Consider the following 19,177-nt stretch of genomic DNA (forward strand, 5'->3'; position numbering starts at 1 on the left):
AAGATCAAGATCAAGATCAAGATCAAGATCAAGATCAAGATCAAGATCAAGAGCGTCTGCCTAGGGGCAGACGTTTCGCCTTCGGCGAGTTACTTGGAAAAGCACCCCAAGTAACCAAGGGTGCTTGCTCTCGGTTGGGCCCCTCCTTCGTCGGGGTTCCTTCACTCCGGTCTCGCTCCGTGGGCCCGCGCCGAACGGACATCCATGTCCTGACGGCGCTCTCGCCGCATCCATGCGGCTCGGCCCACTGCGCGAGACCTGCGTTCAGCCTGCACCCAAGTCGCGATTTGTGGTGTCTGAACTTTTTGTGTTTGAAGATCAAAAGCAGATCAACCGCTTCCCGGCTAACGCCGGTCCCACTGGCTGCACGCGTTGCTTTTAGTGGGACCGGCTTTAGAGGGGAAGAGGCCTGTTTGCGCACCGATATCGTCGGAGGGTGAGCTGGATACCCAGCCATCATTCACTTGTACGATGTCTTATCAGGAGGTATTACTAGCGTCCCGTAAAAAAATAATAGAACGGAGATCGCTACATGGACTCATCCCTGTCCGCCTTGCCCCCGCACGCTGAAACCGCTGGTCACTCAAGTGGCAACACGCGCCGCAGTTTCCTGAAAAAATCCCTCGCTGTTTCCGCCACGCTGGCCACCGTCGGCAGCGCCGCTCTGCCCCGCCTCGCATCTGCCGCAGAACCCCTGAGCCAGCGTTATCCAGATCCGCTCATTCACATTCTCGACGAAAGCTTTCTCGAACTGCGGGTTTTCAACGCCAGCGTGGAAAAACTTGCCACAGGCATGCGTTGGGCCGAAGGGCCGGTGTGGGTCGGCGACGGGCGTTACCTGCTGGTCAGCGATATCCCCAACAACCGCATCATGCGTTGGGACGAAATCACCGACACCTTCACGGTGTACCGCGAGCATTCCAACTTCTCAAACGGCATGTGCCGCGATCGCCAGGGCCGCCTCATCGTCTGCGAAGGTTCGACCACGACCAGCGAAGGCCGGCGCATCACCCGGACGGAATACAACGGCACCATCACCGTGCTGGCCGACAGCTTCGACGGCAAACCCTTCAACTCCCCCAACGACATCGTCTGCAAAAGCGACGGCTCGATCTGGTTCAGCGACCCGCCCTTCCAGACCAGCAACAACTACGAAGGCCACAAAATCACCCCGACCCAGCCCCACGCCGTCTACCGCATCGACGGCGAGAGCAGGAAAGTCACCCGGGTGATCGACGACCTCGCCGGTCCCAACGGCCTGTGCTTCTCCCCTGACGAAAAGACCCTGTACGTCGTCGAAGGTCGCGCCAAACCCAACCGCCTGATCTGGGCCATCGCGGTCAAGGACGACGGCACCCTGGGCGAACGCCGCAAACACATCGAAGGCCTGGACTACGCCGCCATCGACGGCATGAAGTGCGACGAAGCGGGCAACCTGTGGTGCGGCTGGGGAGGCAACGGCGACCCCAAGGCCGACCTCGAAAAACTCGACGGCGTGCGAGTCTTCAACCCCCAGGGCAAGGCCATCGGGCACATCTCGCTGCCAGAACGCTGCCCGAACTTGTGCTTCGGCGGACGCGAAGGGAATCGGCTGTTTATGGCGAGCAGCCACTCGATTTATTCGCTGTTTGTGAATACGCGTGGGACTGGGTTTGTGGTGTAAGGGGCTGGTTGGATCACAAGACGGTCAAACGACCGTCTACCTGCGCACTGCTCTTGGACTAAAGAGGACCGTCCCCTTTAGGATTTATGTGTCACAGTCCGAAAATATGAAGATTTCCAAGTTGGAATGCCTCGCTCAGCTCAACTTCCTCATTAACGTCCCCCTCACTCAAACACTTGCATGGCCTATTCTCCAGCGCTGCGCGCACCAGATCATGTAGCGCCGACGATTTAAAATTGACCTCAAGCCATAGTGTACTGTCATCATCATGACTCAAGCGTGCGTCATAATCCGCTTTAGTCTTAGAATTTTGATCTTTCAAGTACAAAAATTCTTGATCTGCCCGAACGCAAGACTCACTCGCCTTTAAAGAATCCATAATGCGCTGAGCTGTAAGATCGTTGGAAAATACCAGTCTATATTCATGACTCATGAGCAGTGCGGCCTCCCTCGAACTGTGGGTAAATCAATGGGAATACGAATGCCGATATGACTTTTGTTTGGATCCGTCGTGCCGGTGCCATGATCATCTAGAGTGTTTCCAGAAGGATTCACTTTATTGAGCGAAAGGAGTCCGACCCCTTTAACAGTCCCTCTAAGCCTGATTGGTCGCAGGCGAGCGAGATTTTCTGCCCCCAACGCAGGGCAGGTCTTTCATAGGGTGCCGGTGCAAAAGATCGGTATCGCGCCTGGCGTTGCGAGTTGCGCCTGCCCACCGGCCTTACGCCCAAATATCAAGTTCTCCATGGCTTGAGCAAAGCCCAGCCCCTGTATCCAAAGTCCGTCGTGGATGAAGCTCAAGACGTAGCAGCAACCCTTTTCGTCCATCAACAGCGCTCCGTGGCTATGATGGACTTCGGCGATGCTCACCAAGGTACTGCCCAGGCGTTGCTGCCACTCAAGGAAGTCTTCGCTTCCATGCAGATGTTCGAATGTGCCAAAGGCGACATCACTGGTAGCGCACTCCTCTCCTGCGCCGCAGATGCCTACCTTCACCCCGACAAGCTGTTCAAGTAGAGCAGCGGCAGGATGCTCGGGTGGAACATAATGCGGTAGTGGTATGGTGGAAGTGCTGGGCCAGCCTGGGGCAAGAAACAGTGGGCTCAGGCTTTCAGGAAGTTCGATCAGCGGGGGTACGTTCAGTGTGTCGGTCACGATTTTACCAAGTTGCTATCGGGTGATATAAAGAAAAAATAAAGGGATCCGTCCCCTTCAACTCCTCTTTCATGGGGCGCCCTCTTTACGCTCTAGTTTTTTTGGGAGTGCGTAAATCCTTATTATGTCCTCGCCGCTAGCTGAATCATGGAATCGACTTTCGTAGAAATCAAAAATCGTCCCGAGATTGCATCTTGCAAAATGCTTTTTTACAACATTCAACTCTCTTGAGCTTTCATATTTCTGTTTAGCTTTTATTTTAGCTGCGAAATCAGTCGAATCTGCTCCTGGGTAGACGAAGATGTGCGGCATTAATACGCCCTCTTCTGCAAGCAGATCAAAGTCCGGAAAGCTTACTGCGAATAAGGTATCGTTATCCTCCTGGGTTGTTGATAGCGCTTTAATTGAATTCATTAGAAAAAATGAAAAGCCGATCAAAAAGTCCGAAATCTTGTCACTCTCCATACTTTTCTGTAATAGCTTCAGCCGATGACGCCTGGAGATTAATGGTATTTCATCGGAGCTTTCAAAGCCGGAAAAAAACACGTTCATATCATTGTAAGGTTCTTTGCTGATAATTTTTAGATACAGCTTTGTCAACTTCATTTAGTCGGGATACTCCATCCATGACTGTTCAGCCAGTCGATAGTTTTTCGAGAGAACGTCACATTTCCCTTTCCTTTGTCATGGATCGATCCGTCTAGATTGTAGCCGGATCCGCACTTGCAGTGAGCATGCCACTGACTGTATGGCACCTCCTCCTGTGGGCGATCAATCCGAATGATGTCAGTAGGGCATTGACGTTTGTCGACTTTTTGTTGTGCTTGTTTAGGTGTACCACCTGTCCGCCCGCTGGCTTTAGCGAGTCCCAGCGGGTCGATCCAACCCGTCGGATTCGGCACGTAGTGATAGAGATTCAGCCCACCACTGTAGCCAATCGGATCCTTGCTAATAAACCGACCGACCCTTGGATCATAGTACCGATGGCGGTTGTAGTGCAGGCCGGTTTCGTGGTCGTGGTATTGGCCCTGGAATCGGATTGGGTTGGTCGGGCCGATCTGCTGAGCGAATTTAGAGCGCTGTTCGGTTGCTTCACCCCACGCTTTGTATTGGGCGCTCCAGGCGGTGTTGCCGTTTTGGTCGGTTATTTCCTGGGGCGTGCCGAGGTGGTCGCATTGGTACCAGGCGAGTGCGTCAATCGGCAGCGCGACTGGCTTGTAGGTCCAGAGCGGATCTTCTTTGAAGTTGTAGCGCCCTTCGTAAGTGGGTTGGCTTGCGAGGCGGATGGTTTCGTGGCGGATGGCCTGCGCCACGGGAACGAAGGTGCCGGGTTCATGGATGTAATGGACCGTGCGGCCTAGCGCGCCGGCATAGGGCGGAGGGCTGCTTTCCCACGCCAGGTTGTCGCCGTCCCAGCCGTACAGGGTGAAGCCGCAGCCGAGTTCGCGCTCTTTGCTGGCGTGTTCGTTTTCGTTCCAGCCTGTGCCGGCTTCGGGACGTGGCCTGTATTGCGCTTTCGAGAATTTGTAGAGGCGGCGTCCGAGGGGGTCGTAGCCGAAGTCGACAGTCAGACGCGGATCGCGGAAGTGCACCAGACGATCGAATAGATCCCAGTGCAGTCCGCTGCGCAGACCGTTGGTCCAGCGCTCGGTTTGGTTACCGCGTTCGTCGTATTCGTAGTGGTTGCCGGCGTAGTCGCGCAGCAGGTTGTCCACGAGTTTATGGCGGACCGGTTCGGGATCGAGTGGGCGGCGTACGGGTGCGGCGCTGTCATCGAGCAGGTTGCTGGCCGGGTCGAAGGCGAAGGTTTCTGTGCCCAGGCGACTCGTTGCGGCGAGCAGGCGGCTCACCGGGTCGTAGCGGTATGAGAGCGGACCGCGGCGGCTGTCGCTGATGTCGGTGAGTTGGCCAGCAGCGTCGTAGGTGTAGGTGCGTTTGATGAGCGTGGATTTGTCGTCTGCTCGGCCCAGTAGCTGTTTTTGAAGTCGTCCTGCTGGATCCCAGCTTTGGGTTTGCAGGAGTTGGTTGCCCTGATGGCGGGCGATTTCGCGATGCAGATCATCGCGTTCGTAACTAAGCAGTTCTTGCTCATCCAGCTTCAACCCAAGCAGATGACCGCTGCCGTAGGTCAGCCAGCTGACGCGATGGCCGTCCGGGCGGATGGTCGCGACGCGATTATTAAGGGCGTCGTACTCATGCAGCCAGACGGCAACCAGTGGTTTATCCAGGTTCGAGTAATGCTGGTGCTCTCGCAGCAAGTTTCCAGCGGGATCATGAAACCACTGCAGCCGGCTGACGGCGTTGGTCGCCATGACCAGATGGCCGTTGCCGTCGTAGGCAAAGGTTTCGCTTTGGGCTTGTTCGCCGAGGGTGGCGCGGCGTTCGGTCAGGCGGCCCATGGGGTCGAATGTCAAAGCAATAGAGCGCTGGCCGTTGATGGTCTCGGCGAGGCGACCGGTTTCGGGATCGTACTGATAGCGGGTCGAGCGCCCGTCGAAGCCGCGCTCTTCCAGCAGTCGCCCGACTGGATCGTAGTGAAAGTCGGCGCGGCGTTCGTTTTCGTTTTCCAGCGCAACGAGGCGGCCAAGCTTGTCCCAGCGATAGCGCAAGGTTTGCTCGGCGGCGTCGACGCGTTCGGCGATAAATCCCGCAGCGCTGTAACGCCAGGTGGTGCAACGTTCCAGGCCGTCCGAGTGGGCCAGCAACCTACCTTCGGCATCGCGGCTAAAGCGTTCTTCGGTTTTGTCCGGGTGCTTGATCAGTACCAGTTGACCGGCTTTGTATTCGTACGCGGTGCTGTGGCCAGCAGGGTCGGTGAAGCGAACCATCTGGCCGCGATCGTCGTACTCCCAGCTACTCACCTTGCCCGAGCAGTCGGTGTACTTAACGAGTTGTCCGGCGTCGTTGTAGGCCAACGACTTGGTATTGCCGTCGGCGTCCTTGATCGCTGTAGGAAGACCGAATTTGTTGTAGGCGTACTCGGTGACGTTCTCTAGCGGATCAATCGCCTCAACGAGATTGCCGCGAAAGTCGTAGTCCCGTTTCCACAACCCACCCTCGCCATCGCTGATCTTGATCAGATGGCTTTTATCGTCGTAGGCGTAATTCATCACGCTGTGATCAGCGCGAGTGTGCTCGGTCAGGTTGCTGAGTTTGTCGTAGCGGTAACGGTCGGTGCTGCCATCGGTATGGACGTGGCGGATGATGTTCTTCGCGGCGTCACGGAAGAACCATTCGGAACGGCCATCGGCATGACAAATGCGGTAGGTGTAACCCAAGCTGTCGTAGTAATGCCGGGTTTCGTGACCCAAAGCGTCAGTGACGTAGGTCAGGCGGATGTTTTCGTCCCACGCCAGTCGGGTTTCGAAACTGCCGTCATCGGCCCATTCGCGAATAGCCTTTGCGTCGGGACCTGTTCCCTGCCATTGCAGGTTCAGACCGCGATTGGTGCGGTCGGTGTAGCGCGTGATCAGGTGGTTTTGATACTGGTAGCGCCAGGCCGAACCGTTCTCGTCCTGAGCCAGAACAAGGTCACCAAAATCATCGTATCGATACGCGCACAGTTGGCGTTTGACGTCGCCATCACGCACTTCCCAAAGGCCCGTCAAACGCCCTTGATCATCAATCAAAGTGCCCAGGCGAAGATGGACTTTGTTTACATCTTTCTCAAAGTAAGTCACCAGCTCGGAGAGCACCGCCCCCCCACCGTGCCGATGCTCGTAATGCAGCATCACCCCGGCGCCATTCGGCAAAACCTTATTGATCAGAACAAACCGCTGACCTCGCCTAACATAGGTCTCCCTGTGCTCCAGGCCCCGCATCAGCACCAACCGATCCTTGCTGAGGCGAATGACGGTCAGGTTCTCAATGGCGTTGAAGTGAAAGAGTTTTACCTTGGGAAGAGGGAACTCATGGCTGCGTCCGTCGAAGTCATGAAACACCAAACCGTCGCCGACGAGATCAAAACGTGTAGTAAACGCCGTAATCCACCGCGCACCGATAACATCATCATCAAACGCATCCAGACTCGAACAATAAGTCCGCGTCCACTCAATGGGAAAAGGCCCCGGCAGGCTGAAATCGGTATGGCTTACCGACTCCGAACCCATCGCAAAACTGATGCTCCTCGCCGTCGACCCACAGGCACATTCACAAGGGCACGGACACGTACAGTTCTTCCGCTTGTTAGGCCGGGCTTTCGCAGGCTTCTCGAATCCAACCGTCTCCAGCTTCCCTTCGCCGCCCTGGCGCCTGGCCTGATTAACAACCCCCGGCTTGATGTTGAAGGCTTGCCCATGCCCATTGCGCGAACGCCAACTGACCACGGCGTCACCCAGCATGAGCAGCAGCGAACCAATGGAATTCTGAACCCCAGGATCCGCCAGACCAGTCATCCTGGTGCGAAGCTCCGGCCCCATGGCGCGCAACAATTTGGCCTGTCTACCTATCTCTTTCTTAACCGACTCCGGCACAAAATTTTCGACGGCGCCGTTAACCGCACCCTTACCCGCAGCAACGCAAACATCCGCAGCCGCCGCAAAAATGTTGCCAATGGCAGCCTTGGGGTCATAGGCCCACTGATCCCCAGCGGCCTGAACCAACTGCTCGGCCTTAAGCAAATCAGCCTTGGCGTTCAGCTTCGGGTCAACCAGCTGTTCAAGACCGGCAGCGATCTCAAGGAGCACGCCTTCCCCAAGTTTCCCGGCATCCTCAAGAATCCCCGGAAGCTTCCCCTGCGCCTGGGTCACAAAGTCATCAAGCGTCCCGACGATGTCGGCATTGAGGTGCCCGATCAGCACCTCGATCAGTGAATCGCCAAGCACCATCTTGCCCGCCTGACGCATCTCCTGGCGCACCAGAAACAGCGTCGGCCGCAGGCTCATTCGCGCTGCCGCCATGGTCGGCGGCGTCGGCAAGACGCCAATCAAATTGATGCCCAGACTCACCCAATCCAGCGGGTCGCGCTTTTCGCTCGTGGCCAGCCGAACGATGTCATTCAGCGCATCGACCAGTGCCATGATGTTGCCCACCACGGGCAAAAAGCCCGCAGCGTTCTTGATCCGCTCAAGCGAAACGACCCCGCCGCTGATGTCCTGCAGCCAGGCATCGACATTGGCCGCACCCGCCCCGACGTCCTCAAGCTGAATCAGATCAAGCGGAACAATCGCCACCTGAGCTTCGCGCTCTGCAATGCCCGCGCTCATGACAACTTCTCGCCGGCCAGCAGGCCCGACACTTCAAGCAAGCCCCCATCGACCGTGGGCACTGGCAGGCTCGGAAGCTTTCCGCTTTTGATCATTCCAGTCAGAAGGCCTGAAGCGATCGGCAGAGCCGCAGTCGCCAGCGGCGGCAAGACCAATCCCGTCGCCCCAGCGTCAACCGCGGCCGTCATGACGTGCGCAACATCCCAGTTCTTGCTCGGCAGCCCCTCGCTAACCTCCGTCTCTAACAGCGCCGGAACCTCCCCCGCACTCGGCGGCAGGACCGGCCATTCGGGCTTGCCGATGAAGCTGCTCTCCGTCCAGGTGTCCGCCGGGTCTTTGCCGAAGGACACCCGTCCAGGCCCGGGTGCAGCACCGGGAACGGTCGCGAATCCCTTGGCATCAAGGGACCCTTTAAGCCGCTGGCCCAGGGCATCGATCACCTCGAAACCGCCGCCCTGAATCCCTTGCTGCCCCGCGTACTGGTTGAACAACTCAAGGTCGCCCTGCCCCGGTTTCGGGGGCTCGGGGAACACGCCCGCGAGGTTTTTCGCCGAGGTATAGGCGAAGTTGGCGGCATGGGCGGTGTACGGGCCGGTGGTGACGTGGGTGATCCCGGCGGCGTTGTAGGTGGTGGCGCTGCCGCCGCCCTGAATCACCAGTTCGGTTTTGGCGGTCAGGGTGATGCGCTCGGCGTTGGCGGTGATGTTGAGTTTGGCCAGCAGGTTGATGCTGTCCTTCAGGGCGCGCACGTCGATGTCGCCGGAAGCCGCAACCAGACGCCAGCCGAGGCTTTGCACGAACAGGCGCATGCCCTGGCTGGCGCTGGCCAAGAGGCGTTTACCCACGGAAAAGCTGGTGTGACCTGTGCTGCTCAACGCCAGGTGCTCGCCGGTGGCGATGTGACTGGAGCGTGGCGTGGTCAGGGCGATGCCGGCCGGGCTGGCGAGGACCAGATGCGGTTCGGTGAATTCGGGAAACTCGTTGGCACTTTTGTTCGCGGGGCCGCTGCCGAGCACGCCCTGATGCTGGGCGTGCAGGGCTTTGGCGACGTCATCCTGATCGCCGGGTTCCTGGGCCTGCAATTCCTTGGCCTGCAGCGCGAAGCCGTCCTGCTGATCGGCGGCAGTGGCCAGGCGTTCGGCGGTTTCCGGCAAGTCCTTATGGTGCTTCGACTCGTTGGGACGCGGCTCGGTGGTGATCAACAAACCTGCAGCGGCGCGCACGGCGCCATGGCGGTCGGTGCGCAACTCGAAACCCTCGCCCCTGGGCTGGCCGCCGGCGGGTCGCGGCTGGGTCAGGTAACCGAGGTTGATGGCACTGGCGCCATGATCGCTGCGCAGGGCAATGCTGATCTCGCTGGTGGTGTCGTCGATGCGCAGTTCGTTGGCGCGGCCGCCTTTGTATTCCTTGCTCTTGACCGTAGCCACGGTCTTGAAATCGGGCAGTTTGTAGGGCGGCAAATGGGCGCCGTTGTACAGGCAACCGGTGATGAGGGGCTGGTCGGGATCGCCTTCGAGGAAGGTAATCAGGACTTCCATGCCAACCCGCGGCAGGTTGATCGCACCGAAGTTCTGGCTGGCCCAGTTCGAGGCCACGCGCATCCAGCAGCTGGTCTTGTCGTTGTGCTCGCCTTCGCGGTCCCAGAAGAACTGCACCTTCACCCGGCCATGCTGATCGCAGTAAATCTCCTCCCCTTCGGGCCCGGTGACCACGGCACTTTGTGTGCCCAGCACCTTCGGTTTCGGGTGCTCCAGCGGAGGCCGGTAGTGGACGTCCCACGGCGTCGCGCTGAAACGATTGCGATAGCCCTGACGGAAATCGCTTTTCAAGTCAGTGACGTCGCTGGTGATGACCTCTTCCAGCACCTGGGGCTGCTTGCCTTCGTGGAAAACCTCGGTCAGCAGCCACAGGTCGTTCCACAGCGGGTTGGCGTGCCCGGTCAGGGCGAGAAAATGGCCACTGACCAGCCGCGGTTGATCGCTGCTGCCTTCGGCCAGCCGGTAGTCGCTGCGGTGGCGCTCGAGAGCGCGATTGGCCAGATGGCGGCCACGTTCGCGATCGGCGAAGCGGCCGGGGTAGTCATAATCTTCGAGGTCGGGAACGGCCGCACTTTTGGCCGTGCTCTCCAGCTGGAACTTCGGTTTGGTGAAGTCGTAATCGCGGCGCGTGGTGCGGCTGGTGCGGGTGTTCATGCGCAGGCCGAAGCGCTTGATCACCTGGGCGTCGGCCACCAGTCCGGTGTCCTGCTGGTAGAGCACCGGCGCCAGCTTCGGGAACACCGTCTGGTCGTCGCCGAACACCAGCAGATGGCCCTTGGCGCTGTGCTGAAAATGAAAGTGAATGCCTTCCTCTTCGCATAGCCGCTGGATGAAATGCAGGTCAGATTCGTCGTACTGCACGCAGTAGACGCGCTCGGGGTAGGTCGCGCCGAGCTGGAACCGGTAATCGATGGAAAGAATGCCGTGCTCTTCCAGGACCTGGCTGATGATCTGCTGCACCGTCATCTGCTGGAAAATCCGCTGATTGATCCGGTGCGCCAGATAAGCCAGCTGCGGTCGCAGGGAAATTCGATAGCGGGTCAGGCGCTTGCCGGCATCACCCTGGGCGATGCCGTAAACCAGCCCGTGAACCCCGGTGCCGTCCTCGGCCAGCTGCAGAAACGTCTGCGCGTGCAGCAGGCTTTCCAGATCGAGCGCTGCCTTTTCGCTGACCAGCTCCAGCTCGAATTCGTAGGGTTGGTTGAGGCGCTCCCGACCGGTGAAAGACAGCACTTGAAACAACGTGTCCTGCCCGTTGAGGGTCAGGCTGAATTGGGCTTGGTTGGCCGGTGCGAACATCCCTTGTTCCTTATGCGCTGTTGCGGCAGACGTCGATGCAAAGGGGGTGATCAACGACTGCAAGTGCGTGGAAGGACAGCGAACCGCCAGGCGTTGGCAGTGCTCTCCGCGGTCTGAAAATCACGACCGATCGGGTTGATCGCGCATTCAGAGGACGACGGAGATATCAAGGGCCGTGCCAGCGGGCGCGGAGCCCTTGTGCCACAAGGGTTTGCAGGAGATTCTTGCGGGCTGGGCGAGATGCCTGGTCAGGACTCACGGGAAATGTGCGCAAGAAGTTGCGCACCCCTGCGCAAGTCCTTGCGCACTCCTCTGCAGCCCACGAGCGACGTGCCCTGCAGGTCGGTAAGCCAGCAATTGGGGACGGTCACTGCGCAACTTTTTGCGCATGATGGCGATGGGGAGTCACAGGGAAGCGAGGGGTGTGACAGGGTGTTCAGAGGTCCGGCAGGAATCGGCGGCGTTGCGCCACCGATCCACATGGCGCCGGATCAGTATTCGGCGTCGGCGTCCGCCAGATGGGTGTTGAATGCAGGCCGCGTCCCGCCCATTCGCGCAAGGAAATACAGCGCCACCCCCACCAGCATCAGCGCCCCGGCACGCAGCCAGGTTTCGGCACTTTGCTGAGTCAGCAGGATCAGGCACGACACAATCGCCAGCACCGGCACCCACGTCGGGACGCGGAAGTGGTCAGCCTCGACGGTGTCCTTGCGCAGGACCAGCACGGCGAGATTGGTGCTGATAAACACGAACAACAGCAGCAAGACCACCGTCTCCGCCAATGTTGCCAGTGAGCCGGTCAGGGTCAGGATGATCGCAACCACTGTCGTTGCGACAATGGCCACCCACGGCGTCCGCCGCTCAGGCAGCACGTAAGATAGCGCATTGGGCAGCAGGCCCTGGCGCGACATGCCATACGCCAGACGGCTGGACATGATCATGGTCAGCAGCGCGCCATTGGCCACGGCCACCAGCGCAATGAAAGCGAATAACTGGGGCGGAATGCCCAGATGCGACGCCTTGACCACTTCCAGCAGCGGTGCCGAGGAATGCACCAGTTGCTCAATAGGCATGACGGTGGCAGCGGCGATGCCAACGCCCATGTAGATGGCCCCGGCGATCAGCAGCGCACCGAACAACGCGCGGGGATAGACCGTGCGCACGTTGCGCACCTCCTCCGCCAGATTGGCCGAGGTCTCGAAGCCCACGAACGAATAGAACGCCAGTAACGCAGCGCCAAGCACGGCGAACGCGGGGTTGACGCCCTCCTTGAACTGCACGGCGCGTGACAGGTCCCCATCGCCGGAGCGGAAAAACCACACGGCGGCGACAATCACCAGCAGCAGGCCCGAGACTTCAATGACCGTCATCACCAGGTTGGCGGACAGCGATTCCTTGATGCCGCGCGCGTTGAGCAATGCGATGACCACCAGGAAGATCAGCGCCACGATATGAGGCGGCAGGTCGATGAAGGGCGCCATGTAGTCGCCGGCGAACGCCAGCGACAGCCCCGCCGCGCTGGTCACCCCCGCTGCCAGCATGCAGAAGCCCACCAGAAACGAGATCAATGGCGACTTGAACGCCTTGCCGGCAAACACCGCAGAGGCGCCGGCGTGGGGATATTTGGTGACGAGTTCGGCGTAAGAGCCCGCAGTGAGCATCGCGAAGCACAGGGCGATGAGCAGCGGTACCCAGATCGCCCCGCCCACTTCACCGGCAATGGTCCCGGCCAGGGCGTAGACACCGGCGCCGAGCACGTCTCCAAGAATGAAAAGCAGGAGCATGGGGCCTGTGACCGCGCGTTTGAGTGCTCGGCCTGGCTGAGCAAGTGGTGTCGTCATGGGTTGGCTCCGAATCAGGTGGCTCTTACAGGGCTTGGTTGAAACGTGTGGATCCAGGGGTAACCGGTCCAGCCGAGGCGTAGCCGACCAAGAGCTTCCCGGCTGAAGCCGGTCCTACGGGAATTCGGTGCCGTTGCAGGACCGGCGTTAGCCGGGAATGCGCACTGATGAACGCCACCCCTCTTACTGCTTCACGCCGGCTTCCAGGTCACCGCATCTATCCCCAATCGCTCGGCCTTGGGCTTGGAGAGTTTGATGGCTCTGTCGCTCCGGTATTTGGGGATGTCGGCCACACCGGCGTCCACCGCAGCCCAGTGCCACGCCTCAGCGTTGTCCATTTGCGTGGCGCACACGTAGAACCAGCGTGGCTTGCCATGGAAAAGGTATTCGATGCGGTAGTGTTGGGTATGTTGCATGGTCTTGATCTCGTGCAGGGGTCGATTTCGTTGTTTGATTTCCATCTTGGGTGGACGACTGACTCACCGCAGGCGGGTTGAGCGACAGACTAGGGATCCGCTTGTGGCCCGGCGGATCGACTGTTGGTACCCGGCGGCGAGGGTTGGGTGGGTTGCATGATGTGGGCGCGACCGGCGGGGTCTGCCAACTGCACCGCATCGCCGTGCTGCCAGGCGTCGGCGCCCTTGAGCACCGGCTGGGCCTGAATGTCCGCGCGTTCCGAGCGTTTCTCCCGGGTATCAATACCCATGCGGCGGTTGCGCTGCTCGACCATGGCCGGGTCCGCCTGGCCGTCCGCGGTAAAGCCCATCATCAGTTGGGGCACGCCCAATGGCAGTTGCTTGTCCTGGTCGGTGTGCCAGGTGTGCCAGGTCTTGCCATAGGTATTGGCAAGTTTGGCCATCAAAGCGTGTTCGGCGGTGGCAGGAATACCGGGAGCCACCAGTTGCCCCGACTTCACCTCATGGGCATGGCTGTGCCAGAAGCGCTTCTCGCCATCGGGCAGCTTCTCGAAGAGTTGAGCGCTGATGATGTATTCAACGCCCATCAACTTGGCATCCCGAACATTGCCGTCGTAAATCACGCACTGAATGAACTCTTCACTCAGCACCGAGCAATAGTGATGAGCTTCCATCTGCACGTCAGGATGACCGTTATAAAAATGAAAGCCATCCAGATACGCGTTGAGCGCTTCGATGGGCGGACGCGACTGCAGTGTCGCGGCACCCGCGTCGAGCACGCCGAGGGTTGCGCTGGTCGGCTTGCCGGGAGTCGGCACACTGGATCGAGTGTCATCACCCGCGCACCCACTCAATGCACCACAGGCCAAGGTGACCGATAAGGCCAGGCTCGGGCTGAAACAGGCTAACGTCTTCTCAGGGAATGACCGCATTGAAAGTCTCCATAGTTGAGGCCTCAGGCTTTCAAGGGCGGCTTCGTGCCGCGTTATAACTGGGCGGGGAACCCATTGATTCAATCAAGTGCAAATAAGCCGGGGCAGACAGTGCGCCGGTAAAAAGTTGACCCTGTGCCGAAGCCGTATGTTCATCCTTAATGTCAACTTTCGGGACGAGCGGCTCAGAGGCAAATTAAGACTGTTAGTTGACGCGTTATATCAATCAAAGAGATGTATTAAGTCCGGCAGCGGCCTCGAATCATTCATTCGGATAGGTGCCGCTTCAGGTCAACAAACAGCTCGCACCGCTTACCCGCCACTTATCAAAGCCTTTTAACCATCGAACAGCGCGGCTCATTGGATTAGTTATGCGTCAGTGGCAGTGGACACGACCCGTCAGTTGATATCGGGTAGCCATCATGACTGCCGTCAACGAAAAACCCGGGCAACTTCGCCAACGATCATGAGCACGTCAGTCGCTCGCCCGCCTCACCGCTTCAGTGCCCGCCCAGTCCACAGGCTCTCCAACGGCAATGCGCTCGGCCTGATCACGCCCCCGCTCAAGCCCTTGCTCGACGGTCGATTCCGACGCCGGCAGCCTGAACAGATGCTCCACCACCCTTTCCCCGTCCGCTGCGTAAACACAGACCAATACTTCGACGAAGTCGTTATTGGCCCGGGCGCGAACTTCCAGCTGACAACCATTTTCCGCCGCCTCGCTGTAGGACTCGTCGGTGAGTGTTAGTTGCACCCAGCCCTGATAGACATCACCACGATTGAACATTAAAAACTCCTGATTGGATTGATAAGTAGCCGTCGCTAGTTGCACTGGCAAAACGCCCCCCGATTGACGCGGGTCACCCGCGAAAACAACGGCATGGGTTCATCGCTCGCTTCGTTAGTTCACCGTGTTTCACGGGGGCCAGTACGCTTGAACATTCATCTGATAGCGAGCGTCCAGTAGCAACCACCCAAACAGGCTGGTCCTTACAACCGTTGCAGGGTATGCACCGGCATGGCATGGGCCGGCCTGTCACTTCCAGCCCAACTGCTTCTGGATGTTACGACGATAAGGGGTGTCGATCTGGGCCGGTACCTGGCGAATGTAATCCCGGGCATGTTCGAGCTTCTCGCCGGTCAGGCTTCGCAGGTACGCCAGGGCGTCCTCGCTCGTTGGCAGGCGCCCCTCGCTACGAAAGCGCGACGGCAGCGCTGTCCAGATCAGCGCATCGATCTGGCGCTCGCTGGCCCACTGCGCCAGCGGCCCGGTTGAAGACGCTTCCACCCGATACACGCCGATGCCGTCCTCCCGTTCTGCAGGGATCTGCTCACGTTCACGCAGCGCACTGCACGCCTGCTCCAATGAATCGGTCGCCAGGACGGACCAGAGCACCCGGCATGGCGGCGCGTTCAGGCAGATGGCCGTGGCCAGCTCGCCGCCATCACCTATCCGCGAAAATTCGATCGGTAACGCCGGCCCGTCCATAAACCACTCACTGGCGAGCGGCAGTGCGTCCGGCTTCCATATCAATGAGCCCCAACCCAAACAGGCTATTACCATCGCTTTTGCATCCTTCCAGGGTGTACATGAAGTTTCTCGACGGCGGGTGTTCTTTCAGCTTCGCCACGCGCCCGTGTGTTGCGCATCTTCCGTTGGGCACGGCAACGCTGAAAAAAGTCATTTTTTTGCACAACGCCAGCGAGCCAGAGCGCTCGGCGTCTCAAGCGCTGCAGTCGCTATAGAAACCTACCCTGCCGCCGATATCCTCTAACAGTCATAACGTTCTGCAGCGCTGCAAGTTGTGGGGTTCACCGTTTTTTTCTTTTGCGCGCGTTGGGTTCCTAGTCATGAAATTCCCGTCTTTTGATCGACTGAAAACGCTGATCTGCGTCCAGCGAGACAACACGCGACTGATGGAAGCGCAATACATTGCGCTGTCCAGACAGTTGCCCATGATGTACGTCATCCTGCTGATCAACACCCTCGCCCTCGCGGCCACCCATTACGGCATCGCTCCGCTGTGGCTGACCGTCTACATCCCGCTGTTGCTGACCCTGGTAGGCACCGTACGCGCGGTCCTCTGGTGGCAGAGCCGCAGTCAGACCCTGACCACCGAGCAGATCTTCAAGAAACTGACCCGCACCAATCAGGTGACGGTGGTCATTGCGTTCGGCTTCACGATCTGGGCGCTGCTGCTGTTTCCCTACGGCGATACGTACACCAAGTCCCACGTGGCCTTCTACATGGCGATCACGGTGATCGTCTGCATCTTCTGTCTGATGCACCTGCCTTCTGCAGCGATGATGACAACGGCGGTGGTCAACATCGCCTTCGTGGCGTTTTTCGCCAGCGCCGGCAATGCCACGTACACCGCGATGGCGGCCAATGTCTTTCTCGTCTCGCTGGCGATGATCGTGGTGCTGCAGAACCACTACGGCGAGTTCACCCGGCTGGTGAACATGCAGATACGCACGGAAAAGCTCAGCGATGACAATGAACGGCTGGCCAACGAAGACAGCCTCACCGGCCTGCCCAACAGGCGAAGGTTTTTCAACCTGCTCGACCGTGAACTGAACCACGCCCGGCACGACGACACGCGACTGGCGGTGGGGATGATCGACCTGGACGGTTTCAAGCCGATCAACGACTCCTATGGCCACGGCGTGGGCGACAAGTTGCTGCGTCAAGTTGGCCAGCGATTGCGAGCGTTCGCCAGTGAGCAGCTGCATGTGGCTCGCCTGGGCGGCGATGAGTTCGGGCTGATCATCGTCAGGGCCGGTGATGAAAGCGACCTGATCAAACAAGGCCAGTCGCTGTGTCGCACCATGCGCCAGCCGTTCGTGATCGGTGACATTCAGGTCAGCATCAGCGCCTCCATGGGCCTTGTGGTGTTTCCGGACCTGGCGAGCACCTCGACCGAGGCCTATGAGTTCGCTGACTACGCGCTCTACACCAGCAAGCGCGAAACACCCGGCGAGCTGTGCATGTTCTCGCCCGGCCAGCATCAACGCCTCAAGCGCGACATGCTTACCGAGCAGGGACTGCGCCAGGCCAATGTCGCTGAAGAATTCACCCTGGTGTTCCAGCCGATCGTCGACATCCGAACCTCGCGCACGGTGGCGTTCGAAGCGCTGGCCCGGTGGATGAGCCCGAAGCTGGGCAACGTCGCGCCGGGCCACTTCATCGGTGTGGCCGAGCGGATTGGGCTGATCCACCGCCTGACGCCACCGCTGCTTGAAAAAGCCCTGCACGCGGCGCAGTTGTGGCCGGACGATGTCAGGCTCGCCTTCAACCTGTCGGCCCACGATTGCTCGTCGATGGAGGCAGTTGAACAGTTGATTGAGGTGATCCGTCAGAGCGGTTTCGACGCCTCGCGGCTGGACCTGGAAATCACCGAAACCGCCGTCATCAAAGACCTCGTTCAGGCGCAAAGGGCGATCAACGCGTTCCGTGAGCTGGGCTGCGGCATTTCCCTGGACGACTTCGGCACGGGATATTCAAGCCTCAGCCAGCTTCACGCCCTGCCGCTGACCAAGCTGAAGATCGACCGCTCGTTCATCACCGACATTCACCAGAACGCCGCGAGTTTCAAGATCGTTAAATCGCTGCTGGCCCTGAGCCAGGACATGGAGTTGCAATGCGTCAGCGAAGGTGTTGAAACCGATGCAGAGCTGGAAGCGTTGCGGACCCTGGGCTGCACGCTGGTGCAGGGCTACCTGTTCTCACGGCCGATGCCCCTTGAGCAGACCCTGGAGTGGATCGGCTCAACGTCGAGCGCGCCTGCGGCGGCGGTCGTTCTGTGACGGTGTTCCGGGGAGAGAACAGCGGCGCTTATCGCCGCTGAGAGGATGGCAACGAACGTTGCCGATCAGACGCTGTGCTGGACTTTCATCATGGCCAGGCCAATGAAGCGTCGCGAGTCTTCCTGAAAATCGCGGACCTGGGCGGCGAACTGCTCTTCGCGGGCGTCCTGGTGGCGCGTGCTGAAACAGGTGGCAACGTCGGCGATGACCTGCGTCGTGTCGTTGAGGGTCTGGTGCAGCGTGCCCAGAATACCGACCGCATTGCGATTTGAAATGGTTACTTCTCGGTGATTGCCGGGGAGCGTCCTGCCCGCAGACGGCTGCTCGTCCGCATCCAGTCTGTCCGCAGTGCCCGCCAGGGCGTTGCCGGAAAACAGGTAATGCATGTCAACGCCAGCATCACAGACGCGCTGAAGATAATCGGCCTTGGGTGATCGATGGCCACTTTCGTAGTGACCCTGGGCGTTAGGTTCGACGCCGCCAATTCTGGCGAACGCAATTTGCGTCAGACCAAGCCGTTTGCGTTCTTTTCTCAAACGCGTTCCAAGCTTTTCCATGAGCAAACTCCTGCTGAATTCACGCCACACGATGGAGCGGTGGGTGCAATGGGGGGCTGGAGTGCGAGCTTCCTGGGTTAGCGAAATAGCCTCGTACGGTGGGGACCCACCACTTTACAGTGTTTGCAACATTCGCGAACAAGTATTTCAGTTTTACAGCCTTTACAACGAGCCAAAGAGGTACTTAGCCAGTTTGATTATGTCCATATGAATAGCGCTGGGGACGTTGCAGATGGGGTAGATGTTTATCCCGCCAACAGCCGCATTTAACGCTTGAGAGGGTTTAAATGGCACCGGACGACGGGTTAATTGGCGACCCACGCGATGTGGGTGCATTAGCGCAGGTGCGCCAAAGATAACTAATTCGTTTGAATACGATAAACATTCAAACGAGGTAAACCTGCCTTCGCGCACTGTTTAAGAATGGGTCTTGGATTTAAACATGTTTTACGCAAGGTCAACGACAGGCCACTGCCTCCAGCATTTACCTCCAATTGAGAACATTTCCCGAAATCGGCCGACGATCGGTAGCGCTGTCAGACTTACGTAAGAAGATCTTTTAAAACAGCAGCTTGCGGCCATATTTTTGTAATCCTAAGATGATCGTCAAACAATTTCCTATTGAAATCGGATGGATCCACTCTAAATTTGTGCAAAACGGCTTTCACCCAAACAAGAAAAGAAGTTGCGCCTGGCTCTATGAGTGGGGCGGCTGGTATGACACGCCATTAACCGCGTTGTTGTAGTGCTAAAAGCGAAGAAAGG

General features: G+C 58.7%; 13 protein-coding genes. 2 read left to right on the forward strand and 11 right to left on the reverse strand.

The features are described from left to right. Positions 1–532 precede the first annotated feature (532 nt). Complete coding sequence (locus tag AC07RO_RS06345) at positions 533–1,663, forward strand: SMP-30/gluconolactonase/LRE family protein (RefSeq protein WP_495085582.1); 1,131 nt, start codon at positions 533–535, stop codon at positions 1,661–1,663. Positions 1,664–1,754: 91 nt separating this feature from the next. Here AC07RO_RS06345 and AC07RO_RS06350 read toward each other — a convergent pair whose 3' ends face one another. The 10 genes from AC07RO_RS06350 to AC07RO_RS06395 all read right to left on the reverse strand — a co-directional run bounded on the left by AC07RO_RS06350 (position 1,755) and on the right by AC07RO_RS06395 (position 15,612). Continuing rightward, positions 1,755–2,096: a hypothetical protein gene (locus AC07RO_RS06350; protein WP_346628241.1), complete on the reverse strand. Its 342-nt coding sequence runs from the start codon at positions 2,094–2,096 to the stop codon at positions 1,755–1,757. A 221-nt stretch (positions 2,097–2,317) separates the two neighbouring features. Beyond that, complete coding sequence (locus AC07RO_RS06355; protein ID WP_495085583.1) at positions 2,318–2,818, reverse strand: SUKH-3 domain-containing protein; 501 nt, start codon at positions 2,816–2,818, stop codon at positions 2,318–2,320. A gap of 69 nt (positions 2,819–2,887) precedes the next feature. Then, on the reverse strand, positions 2,888–3,424 hold the full coding sequence (locus AC07RO_RS06360) for a hypothetical protein (protein ID WP_346628239.1): 537 nt from the start codon (positions 3,422–3,424) through the stop codon (positions 2,888–2,890). Continuing rightward, positions 3,421–8,022, reverse strand: a complete 4,602-nt coding sequence (locus tag AC07RO_RS06365) for an RHS repeat-associated core domain-containing protein (protein ID WP_495085584.1) — start codon at positions 8,020–8,022, stop codon at positions 3,421–3,423. Before AC07RO_RS06365 ends, AC07RO_RS06360 begins: the two co-directional genes overlap by 4 nt. Further along, positions 8,019–10,859, reverse strand: coding sequence for a type VI secretion system Vgr family protein (locus tag AC07RO_RS06370; protein ID WP_495085585.1), 2,841 nt, complete (start codon positions 10,857–10,859; stop codon positions 8,019–8,021). Before AC07RO_RS06370 ends, AC07RO_RS06365 begins: the two co-directional genes overlap by 4 nt. A 491-nt stretch (positions 10,860–11,350) precedes the next feature. Next, positions 11,351–12,700, reverse strand: coding sequence for an APC family permease (locus AC07RO_RS06375; protein WP_495085586.1), 1,350 nt, complete (start codon positions 12,698–12,700; stop codon positions 11,351–11,353). Between the two features lie 191 nt (positions 12,701–12,891). Next, entirely contained in the window at positions 12,892–13,116 is a 225-nt protein-coding gene (locus AC07RO_RS06380) for a DUF6555 family protein (RefSeq protein WP_282373075.1), read from the reverse strand. Positions 13,117–13,205: 89 nt separating this feature from the next. Beyond that, a complete protein-coding gene (locus AC07RO_RS06385; protein WP_495085587.1) occupies positions 13,206–14,048 on the reverse strand; it encodes an OBAP family protein in 843 nt (280 codons plus the stop codon). A 475-nt stretch (positions 14,049–14,523) separates the two neighbouring features. Further along, complete coding sequence (locus AC07RO_RS06390) at positions 14,524–14,835, reverse strand: hypothetical protein (RefSeq protein ID WP_192172230.1); 312 nt, start codon at positions 14,833–14,835, stop codon at positions 14,524–14,526. A 249-nt stretch (positions 14,836–15,084) separates the two neighbouring features. Continuing rightward, positions 15,085–15,612 carry a hypothetical protein gene (locus AC07RO_RS06395; RefSeq protein WP_495085588.1) on the reverse strand — a complete coding sequence of 176 codons (528 nt, stop codon included), beginning with the start codon at positions 15,610–15,612 and terminating at the stop codon, positions 15,085–15,087. Between the two features lie 287 nt (positions 15,613–15,899). On the opposite strand from AC07RO_RS06395, the gene AC07RO_RS06400 reads away from it, so the two are divergent. After that, positions 15,900–17,855, forward strand: coding sequence for a putative bifunctional diguanylate cyclase/phosphodiesterase (locus AC07RO_RS06400; RefSeq protein ID WP_495085589.1), 1,956 nt, complete (start codon positions 15,900–15,902; stop codon positions 17,853–17,855). Between the two features lie 65 nt (positions 17,856–17,920). On the opposite strand, the gene AC07RO_RS06405 is transcribed toward AC07RO_RS06400, so the two are convergent. After that, a complete protein-coding gene (locus AC07RO_RS06405) occupies positions 17,921–18,412 on the reverse strand; it encodes a helix-turn-helix domain-containing protein (protein ID WP_495085590.1) in 492 nt (163 codons plus the stop codon). Between the last annotated feature and the right edge of the window lie 765 nt (positions 18,413–19,177).

The sequence above is a fragment of the Pseudomonas sp. GW821-FHT07F05 genome, assembly GCF_059418765.1.